At 66.5% G+C, this 20,736-nt stretch carries 21 protein-coding genes; 7 read left to right on the forward strand and 14 right to left on the reverse strand.

All coding sequences use genetic code 11. The annotated features are described in order from the left end of the window. Window positions 1-9 precede the first annotated feature (9 nt). Complete coding sequence (locus tag ASC68_RS26740) at window positions 10-789, reverse strand: SDR family oxidoreductase (RefSeq protein WP_055887073.1); 780 nt, start codon at window positions 787-789, stop codon at window positions 10-12. A gap of 169 nt (window positions 790-958) precedes the next feature. Further along, window positions 959-1,306 carry a hypothetical protein gene (locus tag ASC68_RS26745; protein WP_055887076.1) on the reverse strand — a complete coding sequence of 116 codons (348 nt, stop codon included), beginning with the start codon at window positions 1,304-1,306 and terminating at the stop codon, window positions 959-961. A gap of 231 nt (window positions 1,307-1,537) precedes the next feature. On the opposite strand from ASC68_RS26745, the gene ASC68_RS26750 reads away from it, so the two are divergent. From ASC68_RS26750 to ASC68_RS26765, 4 genes are all read left to right on the forward strand, one after another. After that, entirely contained in the window at window positions 1,538-2,479 is a 942-nt protein-coding gene (locus ASC68_RS26750) for a MurR/RpiR family transcriptional regulator (protein WP_055887079.1), read from the forward strand. Window positions 2,480-2,577: 98 nt separating this feature from the next. Further along, window positions 2,578-3,969: an L-serine ammonia-lyase gene (locus ASC68_RS26755; RefSeq protein WP_055887081.1), complete on the forward strand. Its 1,392-nt coding sequence runs from the start codon at window positions 2,578-2,580 to the stop codon at window positions 3,967-3,969. Next, window positions 3,969-4,310 (forward strand): hypothetical protein, encoded by a 342-nt coding sequence (locus ASC68_RS26760; protein ID WP_055887084.1) that lies wholly within the window; start codon window positions 3,969-3,971, stop codon window positions 4,308-4,310. The genes ASC68_RS26755 and ASC68_RS26760 overlap by 1 nt, the downstream gene beginning before the upstream one ends. Window positions 4,311-4,355: 45 nt before the next feature. Then, window positions 4,356-5,906, forward strand: a complete 1,551-nt coding sequence (locus ASC68_RS26765) for an alkaline phosphatase family protein (RefSeq protein WP_248310609.1) — start codon at window positions 4,356-4,358, stop codon at window positions 5,904-5,906. Between the two features lie 216 nt (window positions 5,907-6,122). On the opposite strand, the gene ASC68_RS26770 is transcribed toward ASC68_RS26765, so the two are convergent. Then, a complete protein-coding gene (locus tag ASC68_RS26770; protein WP_055887087.1) occupies window positions 6,123-7,247 on the reverse strand; it encodes a PLP-dependent cysteine synthase family protein in 1,125 nt (374 codons plus the stop codon). Between the two features lie 225 nt (window positions 7,248-7,472). Here ASC68_RS26770 and ASC68_RS26775 point away from each other — a divergent pair, with 225 nt between their 5' ends. Beyond that, window positions 7,473-8,939 (forward strand): M81 family metallopeptidase, encoded by a 1,467-nt coding sequence (locus ASC68_RS26775; RefSeq protein ID WP_055887090.1) that lies wholly within the window; start codon window positions 7,473-7,475, stop codon window positions 8,937-8,939. A gap of 43 nt (window positions 8,940-8,982) precedes the next feature. Here ASC68_RS26775 and ASC68_RS26780 read toward each other — a convergent pair whose 3' ends face one another. Then, the gene (locus ASC68_RS26780) at window positions 8,983-9,645 is read right to left on the reverse strand and encodes a phosphatase PAP2 family protein (protein WP_055887093.1); all 663 of its coding nucleotides are present in this window, start codon (window positions 9,643-9,645) and stop codon (window positions 8,983-8,985) included. A gap of 115 nt (window positions 9,646-9,760) precedes the next feature. Here ASC68_RS26780 and ASC68_RS28855 point away from each other — a divergent pair, with 115 nt between their 5' ends. Beyond that, window positions 9,761-9,898: a hypothetical protein gene (locus tag ASC68_RS28855; protein WP_156384786.1), complete on the forward strand. Its 138-nt coding sequence runs from the start codon at window positions 9,761-9,763 to the stop codon at window positions 9,896-9,898. Window positions 9,899-9,990: 92 nt separating this feature from the next. Here ASC68_RS28855 and ASC68_RS26785 read toward each other — a convergent pair whose 3' ends face one another. The 10 genes from ASC68_RS26785 to ASC68_RS26825 form a co-directional block, all read right to left on the reverse strand. Further along, window positions 9,991-10,434, reverse strand: coding sequence for a PTS sugar transporter subunit IIA (locus tag ASC68_RS26785; protein WP_055887096.1), 444 nt, complete (start codon window positions 10,432-10,434; stop codon window positions 9,991-9,993). 9 nt (window positions 10,435-10,443) lie between these two features. Beyond that, window positions 10,444-11,166, reverse strand: a complete 723-nt coding sequence (locus tag ASC68_RS26790) for a response regulator transcription factor (protein ID WP_055887099.1) — start codon at window positions 11,164-11,166, stop codon at window positions 10,444-10,446. After that, window positions 11,163-13,850, reverse strand: a complete 2,688-nt coding sequence (locus ASC68_RS26795; protein WP_055887102.1) for a sensor histidine kinase KdpD — start codon at window positions 13,848-13,850, stop codon at window positions 11,163-11,165. The genes ASC68_RS26790 and ASC68_RS26795 overlap by 4 nt, the downstream gene beginning before the upstream one ends. Before the next feature lie 66 nt (window positions 13,851-13,916). Further along, entirely contained in the window at window positions 13,917-14,486 is a 570-nt protein-coding gene (gene kdpC, locus ASC68_RS26800; protein ID WP_055887105.1) for a potassium-transporting ATPase subunit KdpC, read from the reverse strand. 11 nt (window positions 14,487-14,497) lie between these two features. Then, complete coding sequence (gene kdpB, locus ASC68_RS26805) at window positions 14,498-16,552, reverse strand: potassium-transporting ATPase subunit KdpB (protein ID WP_055887108.1); 2,055 nt, start codon at window positions 16,550-16,552, stop codon at window positions 14,498-14,500. Between the two features lie 73 nt (window positions 16,553-16,625). Beyond that, on the reverse strand, window positions 16,626-18,329 hold the full coding sequence (kdpA, locus tag ASC68_RS26810) for a potassium-transporting ATPase subunit KdpA (protein ID WP_055887111.1): 1,704 nt from the start codon (window positions 18,327-18,329) through the stop codon (window positions 16,626-16,628). 25 nt (window positions 18,330-18,354) lie between these two features. Continuing rightward, window positions 18,355-18,444 (reverse strand): K(+)-transporting ATPase subunit F, encoded by a 90-nt coding sequence (kdpF, locus tag ASC68_RS26815; protein ID WP_055887114.1) that lies wholly within the window; start codon window positions 18,442-18,444, stop codon window positions 18,355-18,357. Between the two features lie 12 nt (window positions 18,445-18,456). Then, a complete protein-coding gene (locus tag ASC68_RS28860) occupies window positions 18,457-18,783 on the reverse strand; it encodes a hypothetical protein (protein WP_156387464.1) in 327 nt (108 codons plus the stop codon). 65 nt (window positions 18,784-18,848) lie between these two features. Further along, entirely contained in the window at window positions 18,849-19,094 is a 246-nt protein-coding gene (locus ASC68_RS26820) for a hypothetical protein (protein WP_055887190.1), read from the reverse strand. After that, the gene (locus tag ASC68_RS26825; RefSeq protein WP_055887117.1) at window positions 19,094-19,327 is read right to left on the reverse strand and encodes a hypothetical protein; all 234 of its coding nucleotides are present in this window, start codon (window positions 19,325-19,327) and stop codon (window positions 19,094-19,096) included. The genes ASC68_RS26820 and ASC68_RS26825 overlap by 1 nt, the downstream gene beginning before the upstream one ends. A gap of 236 nt (window positions 19,328-19,563) precedes the next feature. Between ASC68_RS26825 and ASC68_RS26830 the strand changes: the two genes are divergently transcribed. After that, window positions 19,564-20,472 (forward strand): alpha/beta hydrolase, encoded by a 909-nt coding sequence (locus ASC68_RS26830; RefSeq protein ID WP_055887120.1) that lies wholly within the window; start codon window positions 19,564-19,566, stop codon window positions 20,470-20,472. Window positions 20,473-20,736: the final 264 nt, after the last annotated feature.

The raw sequence follows: 20,736 nt of genomic DNA on the forward strand, positions 1-20,736 counted from the left end.
ATGCCTTGCTCAGAAATCCTCGAGCGTCAGCTCGCGCGCCATCACGATGTTGCCCGAGGTCAGCCCGCAATCGACCGGGATCGCCGCGCCGGTGACAGCGCTTGCCGCATCCGAGGCGAGAAAGGCGATCACCCGGGCCACCTCGTAGGGCTCGACGATGCGGCCGAGCGGGTACCAGCGCTCCAGTGTCTTCAAGACGTTCGGATCCTTGGCCTTGCGCTCGTCCCAGACCGGAGTGCGCACCGTGCCGGGCAACACGATATTGGCGCGGATGCCGTAGCGGCCATATTCCTGCGCCAGCGAGCGGGTGAGCGAGATCATCGCCGCCTTCGCGGCGCTGTAGGCCGGGTCGCCCAAGGCCGCGAGGCCATTGACCGAGCCGACATTGACGATGTTTCCGGAGCGCCGCTCGACCATCTGCGGCAGCACCGCATGGGCGCAGGCATAGGCGCCGCCGACATTGGCGGCCATGTCCTCGTCCCAGCCGGCCGGGTCGGTCTTTTCGAAGGTGGCGTGGCGCGTGATGCCGGCATTGTTGACGAGGATGTGCACCTCGCCGAACCGCTTGAAGGCCGCCGCCACCGAGGCGGCATCGGCGATGTCGGCCACTGCCGGCTTCACCGTGATGCCGTCCTTGCCGAGCATTTCGGCCAGCGCCTGCACCTTGTCGTTGCGATCGAGCGCCGCGATGGTCGCGCCCTCTTCGCCGAAGAAGCGGCAGAGCCACTGGCCGATGCCGCCTGCCGCGCCGGTGATGGCGATGGTCTTGCCGGTGAATGCGCCGGTCATGTTTGCTCCTTCAACGATCCATCGGTGTAACAGGCGATCCCCCACCCACCGGATGTCATCCCAGCGAAAGCTGGGACCCAAGCCACCACTTGCGCTGCGGATAGTTGGGTCCCAGCTTTCGCTGGGATGACGCCGAGTTTGTGGTGCAGTTTGATGCCAACCGACACCCTCAACTTCCGAACCACCCGTCCTTGAGATAGCGCATGTACTCGAACACCATGCCGTGCTTCTTGACGAACACCACTTCGAGGAAATCGCCGACGATGAATGGCGGGATCAGGATCTCGACGCCAGGCGCGGCGAGATGTGGCGCGAGGTCATCGACCCGATAGGCGACATGCGGGTTGTCGCGCACTTCGGCCGGCACTGTACTGTCCGGCTCGTAGCGCAGGAACTCGATATGCTCGGGGTGATGGCGCGGGTTGGTGACCCAGATGCGGCTCGCCTCGACCCAGTCCTCGCTGGGCTGGGGCACCGTCGTCGTGATCCCCACATGGTCGAACTCGAACGTTGCCATGACGCTGCTCCCCTGCCTAACTCCCCAACTCTGAAATCATGTTACAGAACCCAAACGCTCGCAACCGGATTCTGTGGCTCTCGCCAAAAGTCTGAAGCAAAACAGGCTCCCCGCGATCGAAGGGGTCTCGCACACCACGTTCAGGCATTCCACACTGTGGATCGACCGACGATCGATCTGGTCACCTCCAGCGCAATAATGTAATTGAATTTCAGCATTGGAGCGATCGACATGCAGAGGCGCGCCGCAACGGACGTAACCGAAGAACCGGCCATCGACATCGTCTCCCGCATCCAGCGGGCCGAGCCCGAGCTGTCGCCGGCCGAGCGGCAGGTGGCGGCGGCGGTGCAGCTCGATTTCGAGGCGGCAACGCGGCTGACCATCGCCGATCTCGCGACCAAGGCCGGGGTCAGCCAGCCGACGGTGACCCGCTTCTGTCGCTCGGTCGGCTGCGCCTCGTTCAACGATTTCAAGATCAGCCTCGCCAGCACCATGACCGTGGCGGCGGTCTATCTCCGCTCCGACCGGGTGTTCTCCGACGATATCGGCCAACTCGCCCAATCGGTGATGCTGCGCGCCGCCAATGCCGTGCAGGCCTGTCTCGAGCAGCTCGATACCGCCGCGGTCGGCCGCGCCATCGACGCCATCGCCGAGGGGCGCCGGCTCGACATTTACGGCCAGGGCGGCGGCTCGGCGGTAATGGCCGAGGACGCCAAGCTGCGGTTGTTCCGGCTCGGCATCCCGGTTGCCGCCTATACCGATGGCCACCAGCAGCGCATGTCGGCTTCGACCCTGCAGCCCGGCGACGTGGCCTTCGCCATCTCCAATAGCGGGCGATCGAAGGCCGTGGTCGAAGCGATCCAGATCGCTGCCTCGTTCGGCGCCACCACCATCGCCCTGACCCGCCCCGACTCCCCGCTGGCCAAAGCCGCCGGCATCGTCATCCCGATCGTCATCCCCGAGGATGACAATGTGCTGGTGCCGACGCCGTCGCGCTACGCCCATATGGCGGTGATCGACACCATCGCCTCGGGCGTGGCGCAGAAGCTTGGGGCCCGCGGCCGCGAAGCTTTGCGCCGCGTGCGCTACACCCTCACCGCCATCGGCGTCGCCATTCCGACCCCCTCAACCGACCCGACCAGGCTGATGCAGACGCTGAAGCCGCACGAGTAGCGGCTCGGCGGCGTTGCCGCTAGCAGACGCTGAAGCCGCACGAGTAGCGGCTCGCGGGCGTTGTCGCTATGGTGCGCCCGCACCATATGTGAGGCCTGATGTTCCTCTCGGTTTTCGACGTCTTCAAGATCGGTATCGGGCCATCGAGTTCGCACACCATGGGGCCGATGACGGCCGCCAGCCGGTTCCTCGACGAGCTCCGTACCGGCGATTGGCCGCGCCCGCGCCACGCCGTGGTGACTGCGCTGAAGGCGAGCCTCCATGGCTCCTTGGCCTTCACCGGCGTCGGGCACGGCACCGGCCGCGCCGTGGTGCTGGGGCTTTGCGGCTACGCGCCTGACAGCGTCGACCCCGACAGGATCGATGCGATCGTCACCGGGGTCGAGGCCGAGGGCATGGTGCATCCCGAGGGACACCCGGCCTACCGGTTCCGGCCGGCGCTCGACCTCATCTACGACAAGCAGGAGCGGCTGCCCGGCCATACCAACGGGCTGCAGTTCTATGCCTATGATGCCGACGGCGCCTTGCTGCTGCGGCGGGTCTACTACTCGATCGGCGGCGGCTTCGTCGTCAGCGAAGCGGAGCTGGCGCGCGGCGAGCTGAAGACCGACACCGCGGACGTCCCCTACCCCTTTGGCGATGCGCGGGAGATGCTGGCCATGGCCCGCGATTCCGGCCTCTCCATTGCCCAGATGAAGCGCGCCAACGAGGAGGCGCGGATCGGCCGCCGGGGGCTCGAGCAGGGGCTCGACCGGCTCTGGGCGGCGATGGATGGTTGCATCGAGCGCGGGCTTCGCACCGACGGCATCATGCCAGGCGGGCTCAACGTCAGCCGCCGCGCCAAGGCGATCCACCAGCAGCTCGAAGCCGCCTGGCAGCGCAACGAGCTCGGCCCGCTTGCCGGCAATGACTGGCTCAGCGTTTTCGCCATGGCGGTGAACGAAGAGAATGCCGCCGGCAGCCGGGTGGTGACCGCACCGACCAATGGCGCCGCCGGCGTCATTCCCGCCGTGCTGAAATACCACCAGCAGTTCGAGGCCGGCGCCTCACGCGCCAGCATCCACGACATGCTGCTGACTGCCGCCGCCATCGGCGGCATCATCAAGCACAATGCCTCGATCTCCGGCGCCGAGGTCGGCTGCCAGGGCGAAGTCGGCTCGGCCTCGGCCATGGCTGCGGCCGCACTTTGCGCCGCCATGGGCGGCACCCCGGCGCAGGTGGAGAATGCCGCCGAGATCGCGCTCGAGCATCACCTGGGGATGACCTGCGACCCGGTGGCCGGGCTGGTGCAGATCCCCTGCATCGAACGTAACGCCTTCGGCGCTGTCAAAGCCGTGACCGCCGCCTCGCTGGCGATGAAGGGCGACGGCACGCACAAGGTGTCGCTCGATGTCTGCGTCGAGACCATGCGGCAGACCGGTGAAGACATGTCTGAGCGCTACAAGGAAACCAGCCAGGGCGGCCTTGCCGTCAACGTCCCGGCCTGCTGATGCCCAGCCCGACCTACGAGCTGTTCCGCGAGGCCATGGCGGCCAGGCAGCAGATCGTCTGCACCTATAATGGCCACCGCCGCGAAGTCTGCGCGGTGATCCTCGGGCACACACGCGGCGAGGAGAAGGCGCTGACCTACCAGTTCGGCGGCGACACCAGCAGCGTGCTGCCGGCAGGCGGCGAGTGGCGCTGCCTCGCCCTCAGCAAGGTCAGCGACGTCGAGCTGCGCGACGGGCCATGGCTCAGCGGCGGCAGCCATTCGGCCTCGCAGTCCTGCATCGAGAGCGTCGATTTCGACGTCAATCCCGATAGCCCCTACTCCCCGAAGCATCGACTTTAGGGCATCAATGCTCCCGCCTTTTCGGAAAGCCCCAAGCTGCCACAAGTGACCGACCGCCCCAACATCCTGATGATCTGCGCCGACCAGTGGCGTGGCGACTGCATTTCGGCGCTCGGGCACCAGAACGCCAGGACGCCCAACCTCGACGCGCTGATGGCCGATGCGGTGACCTTCACCCGGCATTTCGGCCAGTGCACGCCCTGCGGCCCATCGCGCACCAGCCTCCTCACCGGGCAGTATCTGATGAACCACCGTTCGGGACGGAACGGCACGCCCCTCGACCGGCGCCACACCAATATCGCGCTCGAGGCGCGCAAGGCCGGCTACGACCCGGCTTTGTTCGGCTACACCGACACCACGCCCGACCCACGTGGCGTGCACCCGAACGATCCGGCGCTCACCGCCTATGACGAAGGGGTGATGCCGGGATTTTCGACCCCGCTGCATCTGCCCGAAGATATGGACCAATGGGTCTCGGACCTCATCTCCAAAGGCTATGATCTCCCCGGAGGCCGCGCCGATGTGTTCCGCCCACGCCCGAACTTCGACAAGCCGGCCGACCGCGGCTTCCGCTACATCCCGACGGTCTTCAAGGCCGAGGAAAGCGAGACCGCTTTCCTCACCGACGAGTTCCTCAAATGGCTGCTGGTGCGGCGCGACAAGCCGTGGTTCGCGCACTTCGTCTTCTACCGCCCGCACCCGCCGCTGATCGCGCCTGAACCCTACAACGGCATGGTGCACCCTGATGCTGTCGAGTTTCCCGTGCGCGCCGCGACGCCGGGCGAAGAGGGCAAGCAGCACCCGCTGCTCGATTACGCCATCGGCACGCTCCGCCAGCCCAGCACCTATGACGAGCACAACCCGCAGGATCTGGTCGCCGCCGACGAACTCGAGATCCGCCAGATGCGGGCGACCTATTACGGGCTGATCGCCGAGGTCGATGCGCAGCTCGGCCGCATCGTCCAGCATCTGAAGGACACCGGCCAGTATGACCGCACGCTGATCATCGTCACCTCCGATCACGGCGAGGTGCTGGGCGAGCACTACCTCTGGGGCAAGGAAATCTACTTCGATGCGGCCTTCCACCTGCCGCTGGTGATCCGCGACCCGCGGCCCGAGGCCGACGCGGCGCGCGGCCGGCGCGTCACCGAGTTCACCCAGGCGATCGACGTGATGCCGACGGTCCTCGACTGGCTCGGGTTCGACATCCCGCGCAGCTGCGACGGCGCCTCGCTGCTGCCGTTCCTGCGCGGCGAGACCCCGCCCGGTTGGCGCAACGCGGTGTATTTCGAGCACGACTTCCGCGACGTCCGCACCCAGAAGCCGGAAACCGCGCTCGGCATCGCCTCCGACCAGTGTGCCTATGCGGCGATCCGCGACGACAAGTTCAAGTACGTCCACTTCGCCGCCCTGCCGCCGCTGCTGTTCGACATCGCCAACGACCCGCACGAACAGCTGAACCTCGCCGACGACCCGGCCTACACCGAGGTGGCGCTCGACTATGCCCGCAAGATGCTGGACTGGCGACTGAGCTCGGGCGAGCGCGAGCTGACCAATATGTCGGTGGGGGCGGGCGGGCTGTTTGTGCGGAAGTAGGAGGGCGTCACGGCTGACGGGTCTACCCCGTGCAAGGAAGCGGACCAACGGGATGCTCTGTTGACCGCCCTGCGCGTTTGCCGCGGCCTCGCCTTCCCCACCGGCTGTCATCCCAGCGAAAGCTGGGACCCAACTCGCAGCCCGCGCCAGCCGATGGATGGGTCCCAGCTTTCGCTGGGATGACATCGAGTGGGTGGAGCGAACGGTGCCTTCAGCTCAGGCAGCGCAACTACCCGCCATCGGCTCCGGGCCTAGCAATAACTCCCCCGCAAACCCACCCCCCGCGACAAAACTCTCGAGCCTTGCCACATGCGGCGCCGGGTCCAACCCCTGCGCCTTGAGCCAGGCCTGGTTGTAATAACTCTCGGCATAGCGCTCGCCGCTGTCGCAGATCAGCGACACGATCGAGCCGCTCCGCCCCTCGCTGCGCATCCGGCTTCCGGCCCAGCAGACCCCGACAAAGTTGCTGCCGGTCGAGGCGCCGACGCGGCGGCCGAGCAACCGCGACAGCACCTGCATGCCGGCCAGCGAGACGGCGTCCGGCACCCGGATCATCTCGTCGATCACCTCGCCGATGAACGAAGCCTCCACCCGCGGCCGCCCGATCCCCTCGATGCGCGAGCCGCGTGCCGCGGTGGCGGTGCGATCGGTGCGCAACCAGCCATCATAGAAAGCGGAGAACTCGACATCGGGCACGCAGAGCCGGGTATCGAGGCAGCGATAGCGGATATAGCGGCCGATGGTGGCCGAGGTGCCGCCGGTGCCGGCGCCCATGACGATCCACTCCGGCACCGGGTGCCTCTCCTGCTCCATCTGCCGAAAGATCGACTCGGCGATATTGTTATTGCCACGCCAGTCGGTGGCGCGTTCGGCAAAGGTGAACTGGTCGAGATAGTGGCCACCGCACTCCGCCGCGAGCTCGGCTGCCCGCGCATAGATCGCCGCCGGCTGCTCGACGAAGTGGCAGCGCCCGCCCTGCTGCTCGATCGCCTCGACCTTGCTGGCGCTGGTGGTGCGCGGCAGCACGGCGCAGAAATCGAGCCCGAGCAGCCGCGCGTAATAAGCCTCGCTCACCGCGGTGGAGCCGGAAGAGGCTTCGACCAGCGTCATGCCCTCGCGGATCCGGCCACTGCAGATGCCGTAGAGGAACAGCGAGCGCGCCAGCCGGTGCTTCAGGCTGCCGGTCGGATGCGAAGACTCGTCCTTGAGGTAGATGTCGATGCCAGCGAGGGACGGCAGGTTCAGCGCGATCAGATGCGTATCGGCCGAACGCCGCCCCTCGGCCTCAAGCAGGGCGATGGCCCGGCTGCGCCAGACCCGATCCGGACTGCAGTTCGACATGGTGGCCTCATGCTACTATTCATCACTCTGATAGCACAGCATGCCCGAAATATACAATCTGTGGCCAACTGGTTCTACGATATGCAACATGTGGAGCAATTCGATCCATGTCACGTGATCGGCGGCGCCGCCGATGTTCCGTGCTGCGGAACCGGCGGCGATTGACCCTCTCCGACCGGGCTTCCAAGGTTGCGGCCAGCCCTTTCATCCGGAGCCGTCAGTTCCATGCGCTTGTTCATCGCCACCCTCGGCACCGAGACCAACACTTTCGCCTCGTTCCCGACCGGCATCGACGATTTCAAGGAGTGCTTCTGGGCCGATCGCAATGTCGAGACCTTCGCCCCCTCACCCTGGTCGGCGCCGCCGCAGATCTGGCGCGAGCGCGGCCTCGAGCGCGGCTGGGAGGTTATCCAGAGCCTCTTCGCCTTCGCCAATCCGGCCGGCCCGACCATCAAGGCCGACTACGAAGCGATGCGCGACCGCATCCTCGACGACCTCCGCGCCGCCGGCCCGGTCGATGCGGTGCTCTATTACCTCCACGGCGCGATGATCGCCGACGGCTATGACGATTGCGAAGGCGACCTGGTGCAGCGCACCCGCGCGCTGGTGGGGGAGGAGACCCGCATTGGCATCGAGCTCGACCTGCACGGTCATGTCGACAACACCATCGTCGACAATGCCGACCTGATCGTCATCTACAAGACTTACCCGCATATCGACCACGCCGAGCGCGCCGAGGATCTGTTCACCCTGATGGAGCGCACGCTGAAGGGCGAGATCGAGCCGAAAATGGCGCTGTTCGACTGCAAGGCCATGGGCTTGTTTCCCACCACCATGGAGGGCCCGATGATCGCCTTCACTCAGTCGCTCTATGACGGGGAAGGCAAGGACGGCGTGCTGTCGCTGTCGCTGAACCACGGTTTCCCCTGGGCCGACGTGCCGCTGGCCGGCGCCAAGATGCTGGCCGTCGCCGATGGCGACCAGGCCATCGCCGACCGTGCCGCGAAACACTATGGCGAGGCCTTCTACCGCATCCGCGCCCAGGCGACGCTGCCCTTCACCCCGTTCAAGGAGGCGATCGCAGAGGCGAAGCTCAAGGGCGACAAGCCGCTATTGATTGCCGACACCTCCGACCAGATCGGCAGCGGCGCGCCGGGCGACACCACCCATGTACTCAAGGCCTTCATCGACGCCGGCATCCGCAATGCCGTGGTGGCGCCGCTCTGGGACCCATCGGCGGTGAAGATCTGTTTCCAGGTCGGGGTCGGGGCGAAACTGAAGCTCAGGATCGGCGGCAAGTTCGAGCCGCATTCCGGCCCGCCGCTCGATGCCGAGGCCGAGGTGCTGTTTTTGAAGCGCAACGCCCACCAGGACCACCTGCCCGGCGAGCGCATCGAGATCGGCGATGTCGCGGTGGTGCGGGTCGAAGGCATCGAGGTACTGCTGACCACGCTGCGCACCAACCTCTACACCCTGAGCCTGTTCTCGCTGCACGGCATCAGCTTCGACGACAAGCAGGTCGTCTCGATCAAGAATCTCTACAAGCACAAGGACCTGTTCATCACCAACACCCGGGCGCAGCTGTTCGTCGCCACGCCGGGCACCAGCAACCCCAACTGGTCGGAGCTCCCGTTTAAGCGCCTGACCCGCCCGATCTGGCCGCTGGATGCTGATCCGCTGGGGCTGGACTAGCTCCCCTCTCCCTTGAAGGGAGGGAAGCGACGACTGAGAGAGCCTAAGCCCGCCCCGCCCGTTCCCGCACAAAATGCGCTGCCGTGGTGCAGAGCAGCGCCCAGGCCGCGCCGAGCGACCAGCCGGCCAGCACGTCGGTGGGGTAGTGGACGCCCAGGTAGATCCGGCTCACCCCGACCAGCAGCGTGAGCGCAATCGCCACCCCGACGAAAAAGCGCTTCAGCTGCCGCTCCGGTGAAGACTCGGCCAGCATGGCGCCGATGGTGAGGAACACCACCGCCGAGACCGTCGCATGTCCGCTTGGAAAACTGGCGGTGAACACCTCAGGGGCCCCGATGAGGTCAGGCCGCGGCCGGTCGAACAACATCTTCAACACCGTGCTGAGGATGGTGCCGCCCAATACCGCGAAGACCATGAACCAGCCGGTCCGCTGCTTGCCCGCCAGCAGCAGGTAGGCGAACACCACGACCACGATGATGCCGAGCACCGAGAAGCTGCCGAGCCCCGTGATGTCGCGCACCGCCTCTTCGAACCAGACGGGCCCGATCGGATCGGCCGGATCGCCGGGGGTACGCAGTGCCATCAGCACCGCATTGTCGAGGTTGAGCGTATCGCCATCGGTCACCGCATCGGCGATCACCCCGAAGCCGCCAAGCAGCGCCGCAGCAGCGAGCGCCCCAAGATAGACGCGGCGGGGTGTGGGCATGGCGATGGTCCTCTCGGTCCGGGTTATGGGATTCCTATATCAAACCGTTCCGACGCCAATCGAATCCCTATGCGGGACGGCAGTAGCATCTCGGGTCCAATTCGATGAGGCCGATATGCCCACCCTGCCGACCGGCAACAAGCCCCCACTCTCCACGCGCGACCGCGACTGGCGCAATGGCCTGCTGCTGATCGCCGGCATCGTCGGCCTGCCGGTGGTCGTGGCGGCGGTTGTATCCGTACTGGTGGGTTGAGTTCTGCTTGCCCGCTGAGGCCAGCAGTCGGCGGCCCTCTCCCGTTTACGGGGGAGGGCGCGCCGACTGCAAGTCTGGCGCAACCGGCCCTCTTACTCCCCCGTCATCGCCGCATACATCTCCGCCGCCGTCCGCGCCCGCCGCAGCCGTTCCGTCACCCCGGCCGACCGCAGTTGCCGCGACACCACCGACAGCGCCTTGAGGTGCGAGGTCCGGTCGGCCGGCGACAGCAGCAGGAACACCAGGTCGACCGGCCGATCATCGACCGCGTCGAACTCCACTGGCTTCGCCGTTCGCGCCAGCAGCGCAAATGGCGTGGCGAGCCCGGCGGGCGCGCTGTGCGGAATGGCGATGCCCTGCCCGATCCCGGTCGAGCCGAGCGTCTCGCGATGGCTGAGTCCGTTGAACACCGCCGCCTGGTCGAGGCCGGTAGCTCGCGCGGCACGTTCCGACAGTTGCTGCAGCAATTGCGGCTTGGAGGACGCGTCGAGGTCGACCAGCACGTTTTCCGGTCGGAGCAGTTCGGCGATGTTCATGGCATAACTCTAGTTAGGGTCGGCCGGCGTCGGCTCGATCGGATCGGCCTCGTGCAGGCGGTAGCCCACGCCGGTTTCGGTGGTGATGTAACGCGGCTGGTCGGGCGTCTGTTCGATTTTCTGGCGCAACTGCCGGACATAAACGCGCAGGTACTGCACATCGGTGGTGCTGTCCCACACCTGCTCGAGCAGAAAATGGTGGGTCAGCACCTTGCCGGCATGCTGCACCAGGAGGCGCAGGATGTCGTATTCCTTGGGCGAGAGCTTCACCTCCTTGCCGTCGACCTTGACGATCCGCTTGACCAGATCGACCGACAGCCCGCCGGTGACGAACACCGGGCGCTCGCCCTGCTGCTGCAGCCGATGCCGGAGCGCCACCCGGATGCGGGCGGCGAGCTCGTTCATGCCGAAGGGCTTGGTCACATAGTCATCGGCGCCGAGCTCCAGTGCCCTCACGATCCCCGCCTCGTCGGTACGGCTCGACAACACCACCACCGGCAGGTCGAGGCCTTCGTCGCGCCAGCGGGCGAGGAGATCGTGCCCCGAAATATCGGGCAGGCCGAGATCAAGGAGGATCAGGTCTGGCCGCTCCGCCGCGAGCGCTTCGAGCGCGAACTTGCCGTTGCCGGCTTCGGTGATCGCATAGCCCTGCGCCCCGAGCCCCATGCGCAACAGCTTGCGGATCGGCGGTTCGTCGTCGACGACGAGGATCTTCACGCCTGAATTGGTCATTTCAGCTCACCCAGGTCTGGAGTTTGCTTGGGGATCGGCATCCTGATGGTGAAGACGGCGCCGGTCCGCTCCTGCCGGTTCGCGGCGGAAATCGTCCCACCCATCGCCTCGACGAAGCCTCGGCAGATGGCAAGGCCAAGCCCGGTTCCGGCCCGCACCTGGTCGCCTTTCCGCACCCGATAGAAGCTGTCGAACACCCGCTCGAGATCCTCGGGCGGAATGCCCGGGCCCTCATCGATCACCTGCAGCACCACGGAGGTCCCGTCGGCCCAACCCTTGAGCCCGATTGTCGTGCCCGCGGGTGCATATTTCGCGGCATTGTCGATCAGGTTGAACAGCACCTGCTCGAACAGCACCGGATCGACATTGACCATCGGCAGCTCGGCCGGGATATCGACGGCGACGGCGTGCCCGGCGGTGATCTTCTGCGTCCGCTGCAGCGCCGTACCGACGACATCGCCGACAAAGTGCAGCCCGGCATTGGGCGCCGTCGCGCCGGATTCGATCCGCGTCATGTCGAGGAGGTTGGCGATGAAGCGGTTGAGCCGCTCGGATTCGTCAACCACCGTGCCGAGCAGTTCGGCTTCGTCATCCTTGCCGAGCCCCTCAGGTGGCTCGCGCAGCATCCCGGCGGCGCCGAGGATCGCCGCCAACGGGGTCTTCAGGTCATGCGAGATCGAAGTCAGCAGCGCCGAGCGCAGCCGGTCGGCTTCCGCGGCGAGCTTCGCCCGTTCGACATCATCGACCAGCTGGATGCGTTCGATCGCCACCGCCGCCTGGTCGGTCAGCGCATCGAGCAGCCGGCGCTGGTCCGGGGTGAGCAGCGGCCCCGGCTTGTCATTGTCGAGCCCCACCACCCCCACCGGCGTCCGCCCGGTCTTCAGCGGCAGATAGAGCCGCTTGGCGCCGGGCAGCGTATCGGCGCCGCGGCCGGCGGCGCGGTCGTTCTCCCAGGCCCAGCGGGCGGCCGCGACATCGGCCTCATCGAGTGTATCCTCGGGCGGGTAGCCGGCCTTCACCGCAATGCCGCCATTCTCCGGCAGCAGCAGCACGACGCGCAGCTTCAGCATCGAAGCGATCTGGTAGGCGGTGGCCCACAGCACGTCGTCGAGCGTACTCGTGCCGGCGAGCTTCTTCGAAAACAGATAGAGGTCCTCGGTGGTGCGGGCCCGCTGCCGCGCCGCCGCCGCCTGGCGCTGCACCCGCGCGGTCAGGTTGGAGGCAATGAACGCCACGCCGAGGAAGAACCCCAGCGCGATGACGCTTTCGGGGTCGCTGATGTTGAGCGTGTAGAGCGGCTTGAGGAAAAAGAAGTTGAGCAGCAGGGCACTGAGCAGCGAGGCAAACAAGGCTGCACCGAACCCGAAACTCAGCGCCGCCGCCAGCACCGCCATCAGGAACACCAGCGCGATATTGGTGACGTCGAGCACCCGGTCGAGCAACAGGCCGGCGCCGAGCGCCACTGCGACATAGAAGGTGCTCAACAGGTAGGGCAGCAGCTCGAAGCGCGACGGCGTCACCGGCGCCAGCCCTGCCGCCGGCTTCACTGCCTTTTCCACGGTGCCGGCGATGACATGCACGCTGATATCGCCGGCATGGCGGATCAGGTCGTGCGATACCGAGCCCTGCAGCCACTCGCGCCATTGCGGCTTCTGCGGCTTGCCGATGACAATGTGGGTGACGTTGTTGGCGGCGGCGTAACGCACGATCTCGGTGGCGATATGCTGGCCGGGCAGCACCACGGCCTCGCCGCCCAGCTGTTCGGCGAGGCGAAGGCTCGCGGCCAGCTGGTCCTTGCCGGCATCCGATACCGCCGCCGTCCGCACCGTCTCGATATTGAGGGCGACGAATGGCCCGCGCAGCCGGTCGGCCAGTCGCCGCGCGTAGCGCACCAGCGACGGCCCGCGCGCCTGTTCGTCGACACAGACCAGCACCCGCTCGCCCGCCGCCCATGGGCCATTGATGGCGTGGCTCTGCATGTGGCTGAGCAGCTGGTCGTCGACCCGCTGCGCCGTGCGTCGCAACGCCAGCTCGCGCAGCGCCGTGAGGTTGCCGGGTGAGAAATAGTTCTCGACGGCGCGCCGCGCCGTGGTCGGCACATAGACCTTGCCGTCGTGCAGCCGCTTCAACAGGTCGTCGGGCGTGATGTCGATGATCTCGATGTCGTCGGCCCGATCGATGATCGAATCCGGCACCGTCTCGCGCACCCGGATCCGGGTAATCTGCGCCACCACGTCGTTAAGGCTCTCGACATGCTGCACATTGACCGTGGTGTAGACATCGATGCCGCGCGACAACAGCTCCTCGACGTCGAGGTAGCGCTTGGGATGGCGGCTGCCGGCCGCGTTGGTGTGCGCCAGCTCATCGACCAGCACCAGCTGCGGGCGGCGATTGAGGATGGCGTCGAGGTCCATCTCCTCGAGCGCCCGCCCCTTGTAATCGATCTCTACCCGCGGGATGACCTCGAAGCCGGTGACCAGCGCCTCGGTCTCCTTGCGGCCATGCGTCTCGACCACGCCGATCACCACGTCGATGCCCTCGGCGAGCTTGGCGCGCCCCGACATCAGCATCTCATAGGTCTTGCCCACCCCCGGCGCCGCGCCGAGAAAGATCTTCAGCCGACCGCGGTTTTCGCGTTCGGCTTCGGCAAGCAGCGCATCGGGGGACGGTCGGCCGTTATTCATTGCGTCTCTCCGCCTGCCGCGGGGAACAGCAGGGCGCGGCCGATGCCGCGTCCCACCTATATCGTGTCAGGATGCGCTGGCGCCATCGAGCGCCAGGTTGAGTTTCAAGACATTCACCACCGGCTCGCCCATGAAGCCGAGCTGCGGCGCCTCGACATGCCGGCGCACCAGCTCGGTAAGCGCGGCCTCATCCATGCCGCGCTCCTTGGCGACGCGCGGCACCTGGAAATACGCCGCTTCCGGCGTGATGTGCGGGTCGAGCCCGCTGCCCGAAGTGGTGACGAGATCCATCGGCACCGGCGCGTTGGGATTCTCGGCCTTTAGCACCGCGGCCTCGGTCTTGATCCGCTCGAGCAGCGCCGGGTTGGTCGGCCCCAGGTTGGAACCCGACGAGGCGGCGGCATTGTAGCCATCGCCGGCGGCCGAGGGCCGGCCATGGAAGTAGCGCGGCGCGGTGAAGAGCTGCCCGATCAGTTCCGAGCCGATCACCTGGCTATCCTTCTCGATCAGGCTGCCATGCGCCTCATGCGGGAACAGCGCCTGCGCCAGCCCGGTCATGGCGACCGGATAGAGCAGCCCGGTAATGATCGTCAGGGCGACGATCATGATCAATGCTGGTCTCAGTTGCTTCAGCATTTCGAATGTCCTTACGCGAGGCCGATGGCGGTGATCGCCATGTCGATGGCCTTGATGCCGGCGAACGGCACGATGATGCCGCCCAGCCCGTAGACGAGGAGGTTACGGCTCAGCAGCGCCCCTGCCCCGACGGCGCGATACTTCACGCCGCGCAGGCTAAGCGGGATCAGCGCCACGATGATCAGGGCGTTGAAAATGATGGCCGAGAGGATGGCGCTTTCCGGCGTCGCCAGCCCCATGACGTTGAGCGCGCTGAGCTGCGGGTAGAACGCCAGGAACATCGCCGGGATGATGGCGAAATACTTGGCGATGTCGTTGGCGATCGAGAAGGTCGTCAGCGCCCCGCGGGTCATCAGCAACTGTTTGCCGATCTCGACGATCTCGATCAGCTTGGTTGGATCGCTGTCGAGGTCGACCATGTTGCCGGCCTCGCGCGCCGCCACCGTACCGGTGTTCATGGCGACGCCGACATCCGCCTGCGCCAGCGCCGGCGCGTCGTTGGTGCCGTCGCCGCACATGGCGACCAGCTTGCCCTTGGCCTGTTCTTCGCGGATCAGGTTCAGTTTGTTCTCCGGTGTCGCCTGGGCGAGGAAATCGTCGACACCCGCTTCCGCCGCGATCGCCGCCGCGGTCATCGGGTTGTCGCCGGTGATCATCACCGTGCGGATGCCCATGCGGCGCAGTTCCGCAAAGCGCTCGCGGATGCCGCCCTTGACGATATCCTTGAGCTGCACGATGCCGAGCAGCTTGCCATCGCGGGCCACCGCCAGAGGCGTGGCGCCGGATTTGGCGATCTCGTCGGAAATCGTGCGGATCTCTCGGATGGTGTCGGCGCTGTTGGCCGCGCCTTCCCCGACATATTTCAGCACCGCATCGACCGCGCCCTTGCGGATCGACGAGCCGCCGACATCGACGCCGCTCATCCGGCTCTGCGCCGTGAACGGCACGAAGCTGGCATTGAGGCTTTGCATGTCGCGGCCACGGATGCCGTATTTGTCCTTGGCGAGGACGACGATCGAGCGGCCCTCAGGCGTCTCGTCGGCGAGCGAAGCCAGCTGCGCCGCGTCGGCGAGATCGGCCTCGGTGACGCCGGCGACCGGACGGAATGCCGTCGCCTGCCGGTTGCCGAGCGTGATCGTGCCGGTCTTGTCGAGCAGCAGGGTATCGACGTCACCAGCTGCTTCGACGGCGCGGCCCGACATGGCGAGGACATTGAAGCGCACCAGCCGGTCCATGCCGGCAATGCCGATGGCCGAGAGCAGCGCCCCGATGGTGGTGGGGATCAGCGTCACGAACAGCGCCACCAGCACCACCATCGGCACGTTGCCGCCGGCATAGGCGACAAAGCCCGGGATGGTGGCGACGGCGAGCACGAAGATCAGCGTCATGCCGGCGAGGAGGATATTCAGCGCGATCTCGTTCGGCGTCTTCTGCCGCTCGGCGCCTTCGACCAGCGAGATCATGCGATCGAGAAAGGTCGAGCCCGGGGCGGCGGTGATGCGCACCCGGATCCAGTCGCTCAGCACCTGGGTGCCGCCGGTTACCGCCGAGCGGTCGCCACCGGACTCGCGGATCACCGGAGCCGATTCACCGGTTATCGCCGCTTCGTTGACCGAGGCGATGCCTTCGATCACTTCGCCGTCGGACGGGATGATGTCACCCGCTTCGACCATGACGATGTCGCCGACCTTGAGGCTGGTGCCCGGCACCATCCGGAAGCTGCCGCGCCCCTCGGGCGGCAGCAGCTTGGCCTGCGTCTCAGTGCGGGCGCGGCGCAGCGAGTCCGCCTGCGCCTTGCCGCGCCCTTCTGCCACCGCTTCGGCGAAGTTGGCGAACAGCACGGTGAACCACAGCCAGAGGTTGATCTGGAAGGCGAAACCCAGATTACCCGAACCGGTCAGCAGGTCCTTGACGAACAGCACCGTGGTGAAGGCGGAGACGACGGCGACGACGAACATCACCGGGTTCTTGATCAGGCTTTTCGGGTTCAGTTTCCTGAACGCCCCGCCAATGGCGGGAACGAGAATGCGAGTGTCGAACAGGCTCGCCGATTTCAACTGGCTCATCAGAGCCTCCAAGAGGTTGAGAGAGGCGCGGCGGGCTCAGGCGAGCGCCGCGCTGGATCTGTGTGGGTGCGCATCAGAAGGTCTGGCCCGCGAGCATCGCCAGGTGCTCGGCGATCGGCCCGAGCGCCAGCGCCGGGATGAAGGTCAGCCCGCCGACGACCAGGATGACGCCGAGCAGCAGCCCGATGAACAGCGCACCATGGGTGGGGAGCGTCCCGGCCGAGGCCGGCACGGTTTTCTTCGCAACCAGCGAGCCGGCCAGCGCCAGCGCCGGAATGATCACCAGGAACCGCCCCATCAGCATGCCGATGCCGAGCGTGATGTTGTACCAGGGGGTGTTGGCCGAGAGGCCGGCGAAGGCCGAACCGTTGTTCGCCGCCGCCGAGGTATAGGCGTAGAGCACCTCCGAGAAACCGTGCGGACCGGGGTTCCAGATCGACGACACCCCGAATGGCAGCACCACGCTGATGGCGGTGAAGCCCAGCATGGCGAGCGGCAGGCAGAGGATGGCGAGCATCGCCATCTTCACTTCCTTGGCCTCGATCTTCTTGCCCAGATATTCGGGCGTGCGGCCGACCATCAGCCCGGCAACGAAGATCGCCACCACGACGAACAGCACGATGCCGTAAAAGCCGGCGCCGACACCGCCGATGATGATTTCGCCCAGCATCATGTTGATCAGCGGGATCATGCCGCCGAGCGCCATGAAGCTGTCATGCATGGCGTTGACCGCGCCGCAGGAGGCGGCCGTGGTGATCACCGCGAACAGGGCGCTCAGCGGCACGCCGAAGCGCACTTCCTTGCCCTCCATGTTGCCGCCATCGATGCCGAGCGCATGCACCAGCGGGTTGCCCGCGGCTTCCGCCCAGTAACAGACGACGACGCCCACGACGAACAGGATGCCCATGGTGATGAAGATCGCCCAACCCTGCTTCTGATTGCCGACCATGCGGCCGAACACATTGGTGAGCGCGGCGCCGATGGCGAAGATCGAGACCATCGAGATCAGGTTGGTCAGCGCCGTCGGGTTCTCAAACGGGTGCGCGGCATTGACGTTGAAGAAGCCGCCGCCATTGGTGCCCAGGTACTTGATCATCATCTGCGAGGCCACCGGGCCCTGCGCGATGGACTGCTGCGCGCCTTCCAGCGTCACGGCGGTCGTATAGGCGTCGAGGTTCTGCGGCACACCCTGCCAGACGAGGACGAGGGTACCGACGACGCAGATCGGCAGCAGCACGTAGAAGGTGGCGCGCACGATATCGACCCAGAAATTGCCGAGTGTCGACATCGACTTGCGCGAGAAGGCGCGGATCACCGCCATGGCGACGGCGATACCGGTGGCGGCTGAAACGAAGTTCTGCACCGCAAGCCCGAGCATCTGCGTCAGGTAGCTCATGGTGGTCTCGCCGCCATAGCTCTGCCAGTTGGTGTTGGCGACGAAGCTGGCGGCGGTGTTGAAAGCGAGTTCGGGCCCCACGGCCACCATGCCGGCCGGGTTCAGCGGCAATGCCGCCTGGAACCGCTGCAGCAGGTAGAGCACGACAAAGCCGGCGAGGTTGAACAGCAGCAGGGCCACCGCGTAGGTGACCCAGTTCTGTTCCTCGTCCTCCCGGGTGCCGGCGACGCGGTAGAGTCCGCGCTCGATGGGACGGAGCACCGGCTGTAGCCAGGTGCCCTCGCCGTTGAAAACGCGCGTCATGTAGCCGCCGAGCGGTTTGACGAGCAGAACGATGATCCCGCAGAAAACCAGGATCTGAAACCAGCCGAGTAAGGTCATGGGAGGAGCTTTCTCAGTCCTGGCGCTAGAAGCGCTCGGGACGAACGAGGGCGAAAACCAGGTAGACGAGGAGGAACAGCGTCACCGCGCCTCCGAGGATGAAATCGAGCAGCATGGCGATGGCCTCTCAGAGCTTGTCGCAGACGGCAACGTAGGCAAAGGCGAGGGCGAAAAAGACTGCGCCGATCGCGAGGACAGCGATGTCCATGGTGTGGTTTCTCCTATCGAGAAGCGTGCACGACCGCCGCCGCCGGAGGGCGGCAGCGGCCGGGTGGTCGAAAATGCTGGGTGAGATATGCGCCCGCCCCGCATAGGGTTTCGAGAACGGACCGATCGGAAAGAAATAGGAATCCCATAGGGGTTTTGGCGACTTGGAAGCCGGTGCGAGCCGCCCCCCACCCCTGTCCCCCTCCCCGCAAGGGGAGGGAGACCAAAACACCAGCGTCGAGGCCATCGTCTCCCTCCCCCTTGCGGGGAGGGATTAAGGGTGGGGGTCAGCTCGCGCCGGGTGCAGCGTTGTCACCCGGTCTTGCGCGCCGACGCAAACACCGCGTCCAAACTCAGCACCAGCCCGGGCGGCGCTGCGCAAACCTCGCCCGGCGCGTAGTCGCTCTCCGCCATGGCGAAATGCACCGCCGCCTGCCGGTCGGTGAACACCCCACCGGTGAGCCCCAGGCTGTCGCTGACGATCCAGTTGCCGCTGATGTCGCGCCCGACCATGAAGCGGCCCTGGTGCGCGGGGGCAGTCACTGCTGCGCCGCGCATCATGCGAGCCCCGCGGCCCACATGGCGACGACGCCACCGAGCAGCACCACGAACACCACGCCGACCGTGGTCAGCATGCGCCATAGCGCCCCCGCCTCTTCGTCATGGAGCGATGGCGGCGCCACGCCGCGCGATCGCCCCATGGTGGTTTCCTGCTGCTGGCGGAGGGCGGCGAGCCGTGTTTGGCTGGTCCGCTGCGCGACGTAATGCATGCCGTAGCGAGGGGTGTACATCTCTCAAAGTCCTGGTTGCGGCCGGTCTGCCGGCCCGATCAGCGGCGGCCGGATCGACCGGCAGCACCGCGATCCCAAGGCTAGGCGAGGCGCGCGTAGGAATTCGATTGGGCGGCCGAACCGAAGAAATAGCCGTCGCACCTATGCCCCGCCACTGATCCGCCAATGCTGCAAATCACTTGCCCTCGGCGCCGCGCTGACCACAATGCAAGACTACCATACAAGAGGAAGACGACATGAACGCCATCGACCAGCAGCGGCCGCCCGAGGCACCCGACGCCGCCGGCATCTACCGCATCTGGCCCGGCGAGGGTCGCGCCCCCGGGTCGGAGCACTGGACACATCGGGAATCGACCATGCAGATCCCGTGGACCACGGCGAGCCGACGGCTGACCCGCAACGTCGTCGTCCCCACGCTCACCGCCTTCCTGCCCGAGCCCGGCAAGGCCAACGGCACAGCGATGATCGTCGCTCCCGGCGGCGCCTTCCATTTCCTGATGATCGACCACGAGGGCTACGACATGGCCCGCTGGCTCGCCGGGCTCGGCATCACTGCCTTCGTGCTGAAATACCGCCTGGCAGAGACGCCCGAAGCCGACGCCGAGCTGCTCGATTTCCGCAACGAGCTGCAGCGCCGCCTGCACCAGCCCGGCCCGATGGGCGCCGCGCCCCCGTCGAACCCCGCCATCGCCGAGGCGCGCCTCTGGGGCGAGGAGGACGGCAGGCAGGCCATCCGCTTCGTCCGTCAGCACGCCGCCGACTGGGGCCTCGACCCCACCCGCATCGGCATCGGCGGCTTCTCGGCCGGCGGCGCCGTCACCATGGGCCCGGTGTTCGAGCATGATGCCGATAGCCGCCCGGATTTCGCCGTCGGCATCTACCCCGCCTGGCGCGCCGGCCTGCCGCTACCGGCGGATGCGCCGCCGCTGTTCCTCGCCATTTCCGACGACGACAAATCCGTCGCCCCGCTCTCCGCCGTCCGCCTCTACGAGGCCTGGCACAGCGCTGGCATCCCCGCCGAACTGCACGTCTTCGGCAACGGCGCCCACGGTTTTGGGTTTGGCAAATCGGGGCTGTTGTCGGACCCCTGGGCCGAGATGCTGCAGAGCTGGTTGGGGGTACGGGGGCTGCTGCACTCCGGTTGAGGCCTGGCAGTCGGCGTCCCCTCGCCCCTCAGGGGAGAGGGCAAGCGCAGCTTAGGAGCGCTAGCGACTTAGCGCAGCTAGGGTGAGGGGTGCAGCCTCTCAGTAATGCTGGATCGCCCAGCACGCTGAACTGCCTCACCCCTCACCCTAGCCCTCTCCCCTTGAGGGACTGTTGCGCAGTTGGCGAGGGCTGGTGGTTTGGGCCGCAGGCGTAGCCCTGAGGGGGCGGTTCTGGCGGCTTTTGCTGAGTAGGATTGGTAAGTG

The organism is Devosia sp. Root105, assembly GCF_001424865.1.
In the GTDB taxonomy this organism is placed as follows: Bacteria; Pseudomonadota; Alphaproteobacteria; order Rhizobiales; family Devosiaceae; genus Devosia_A.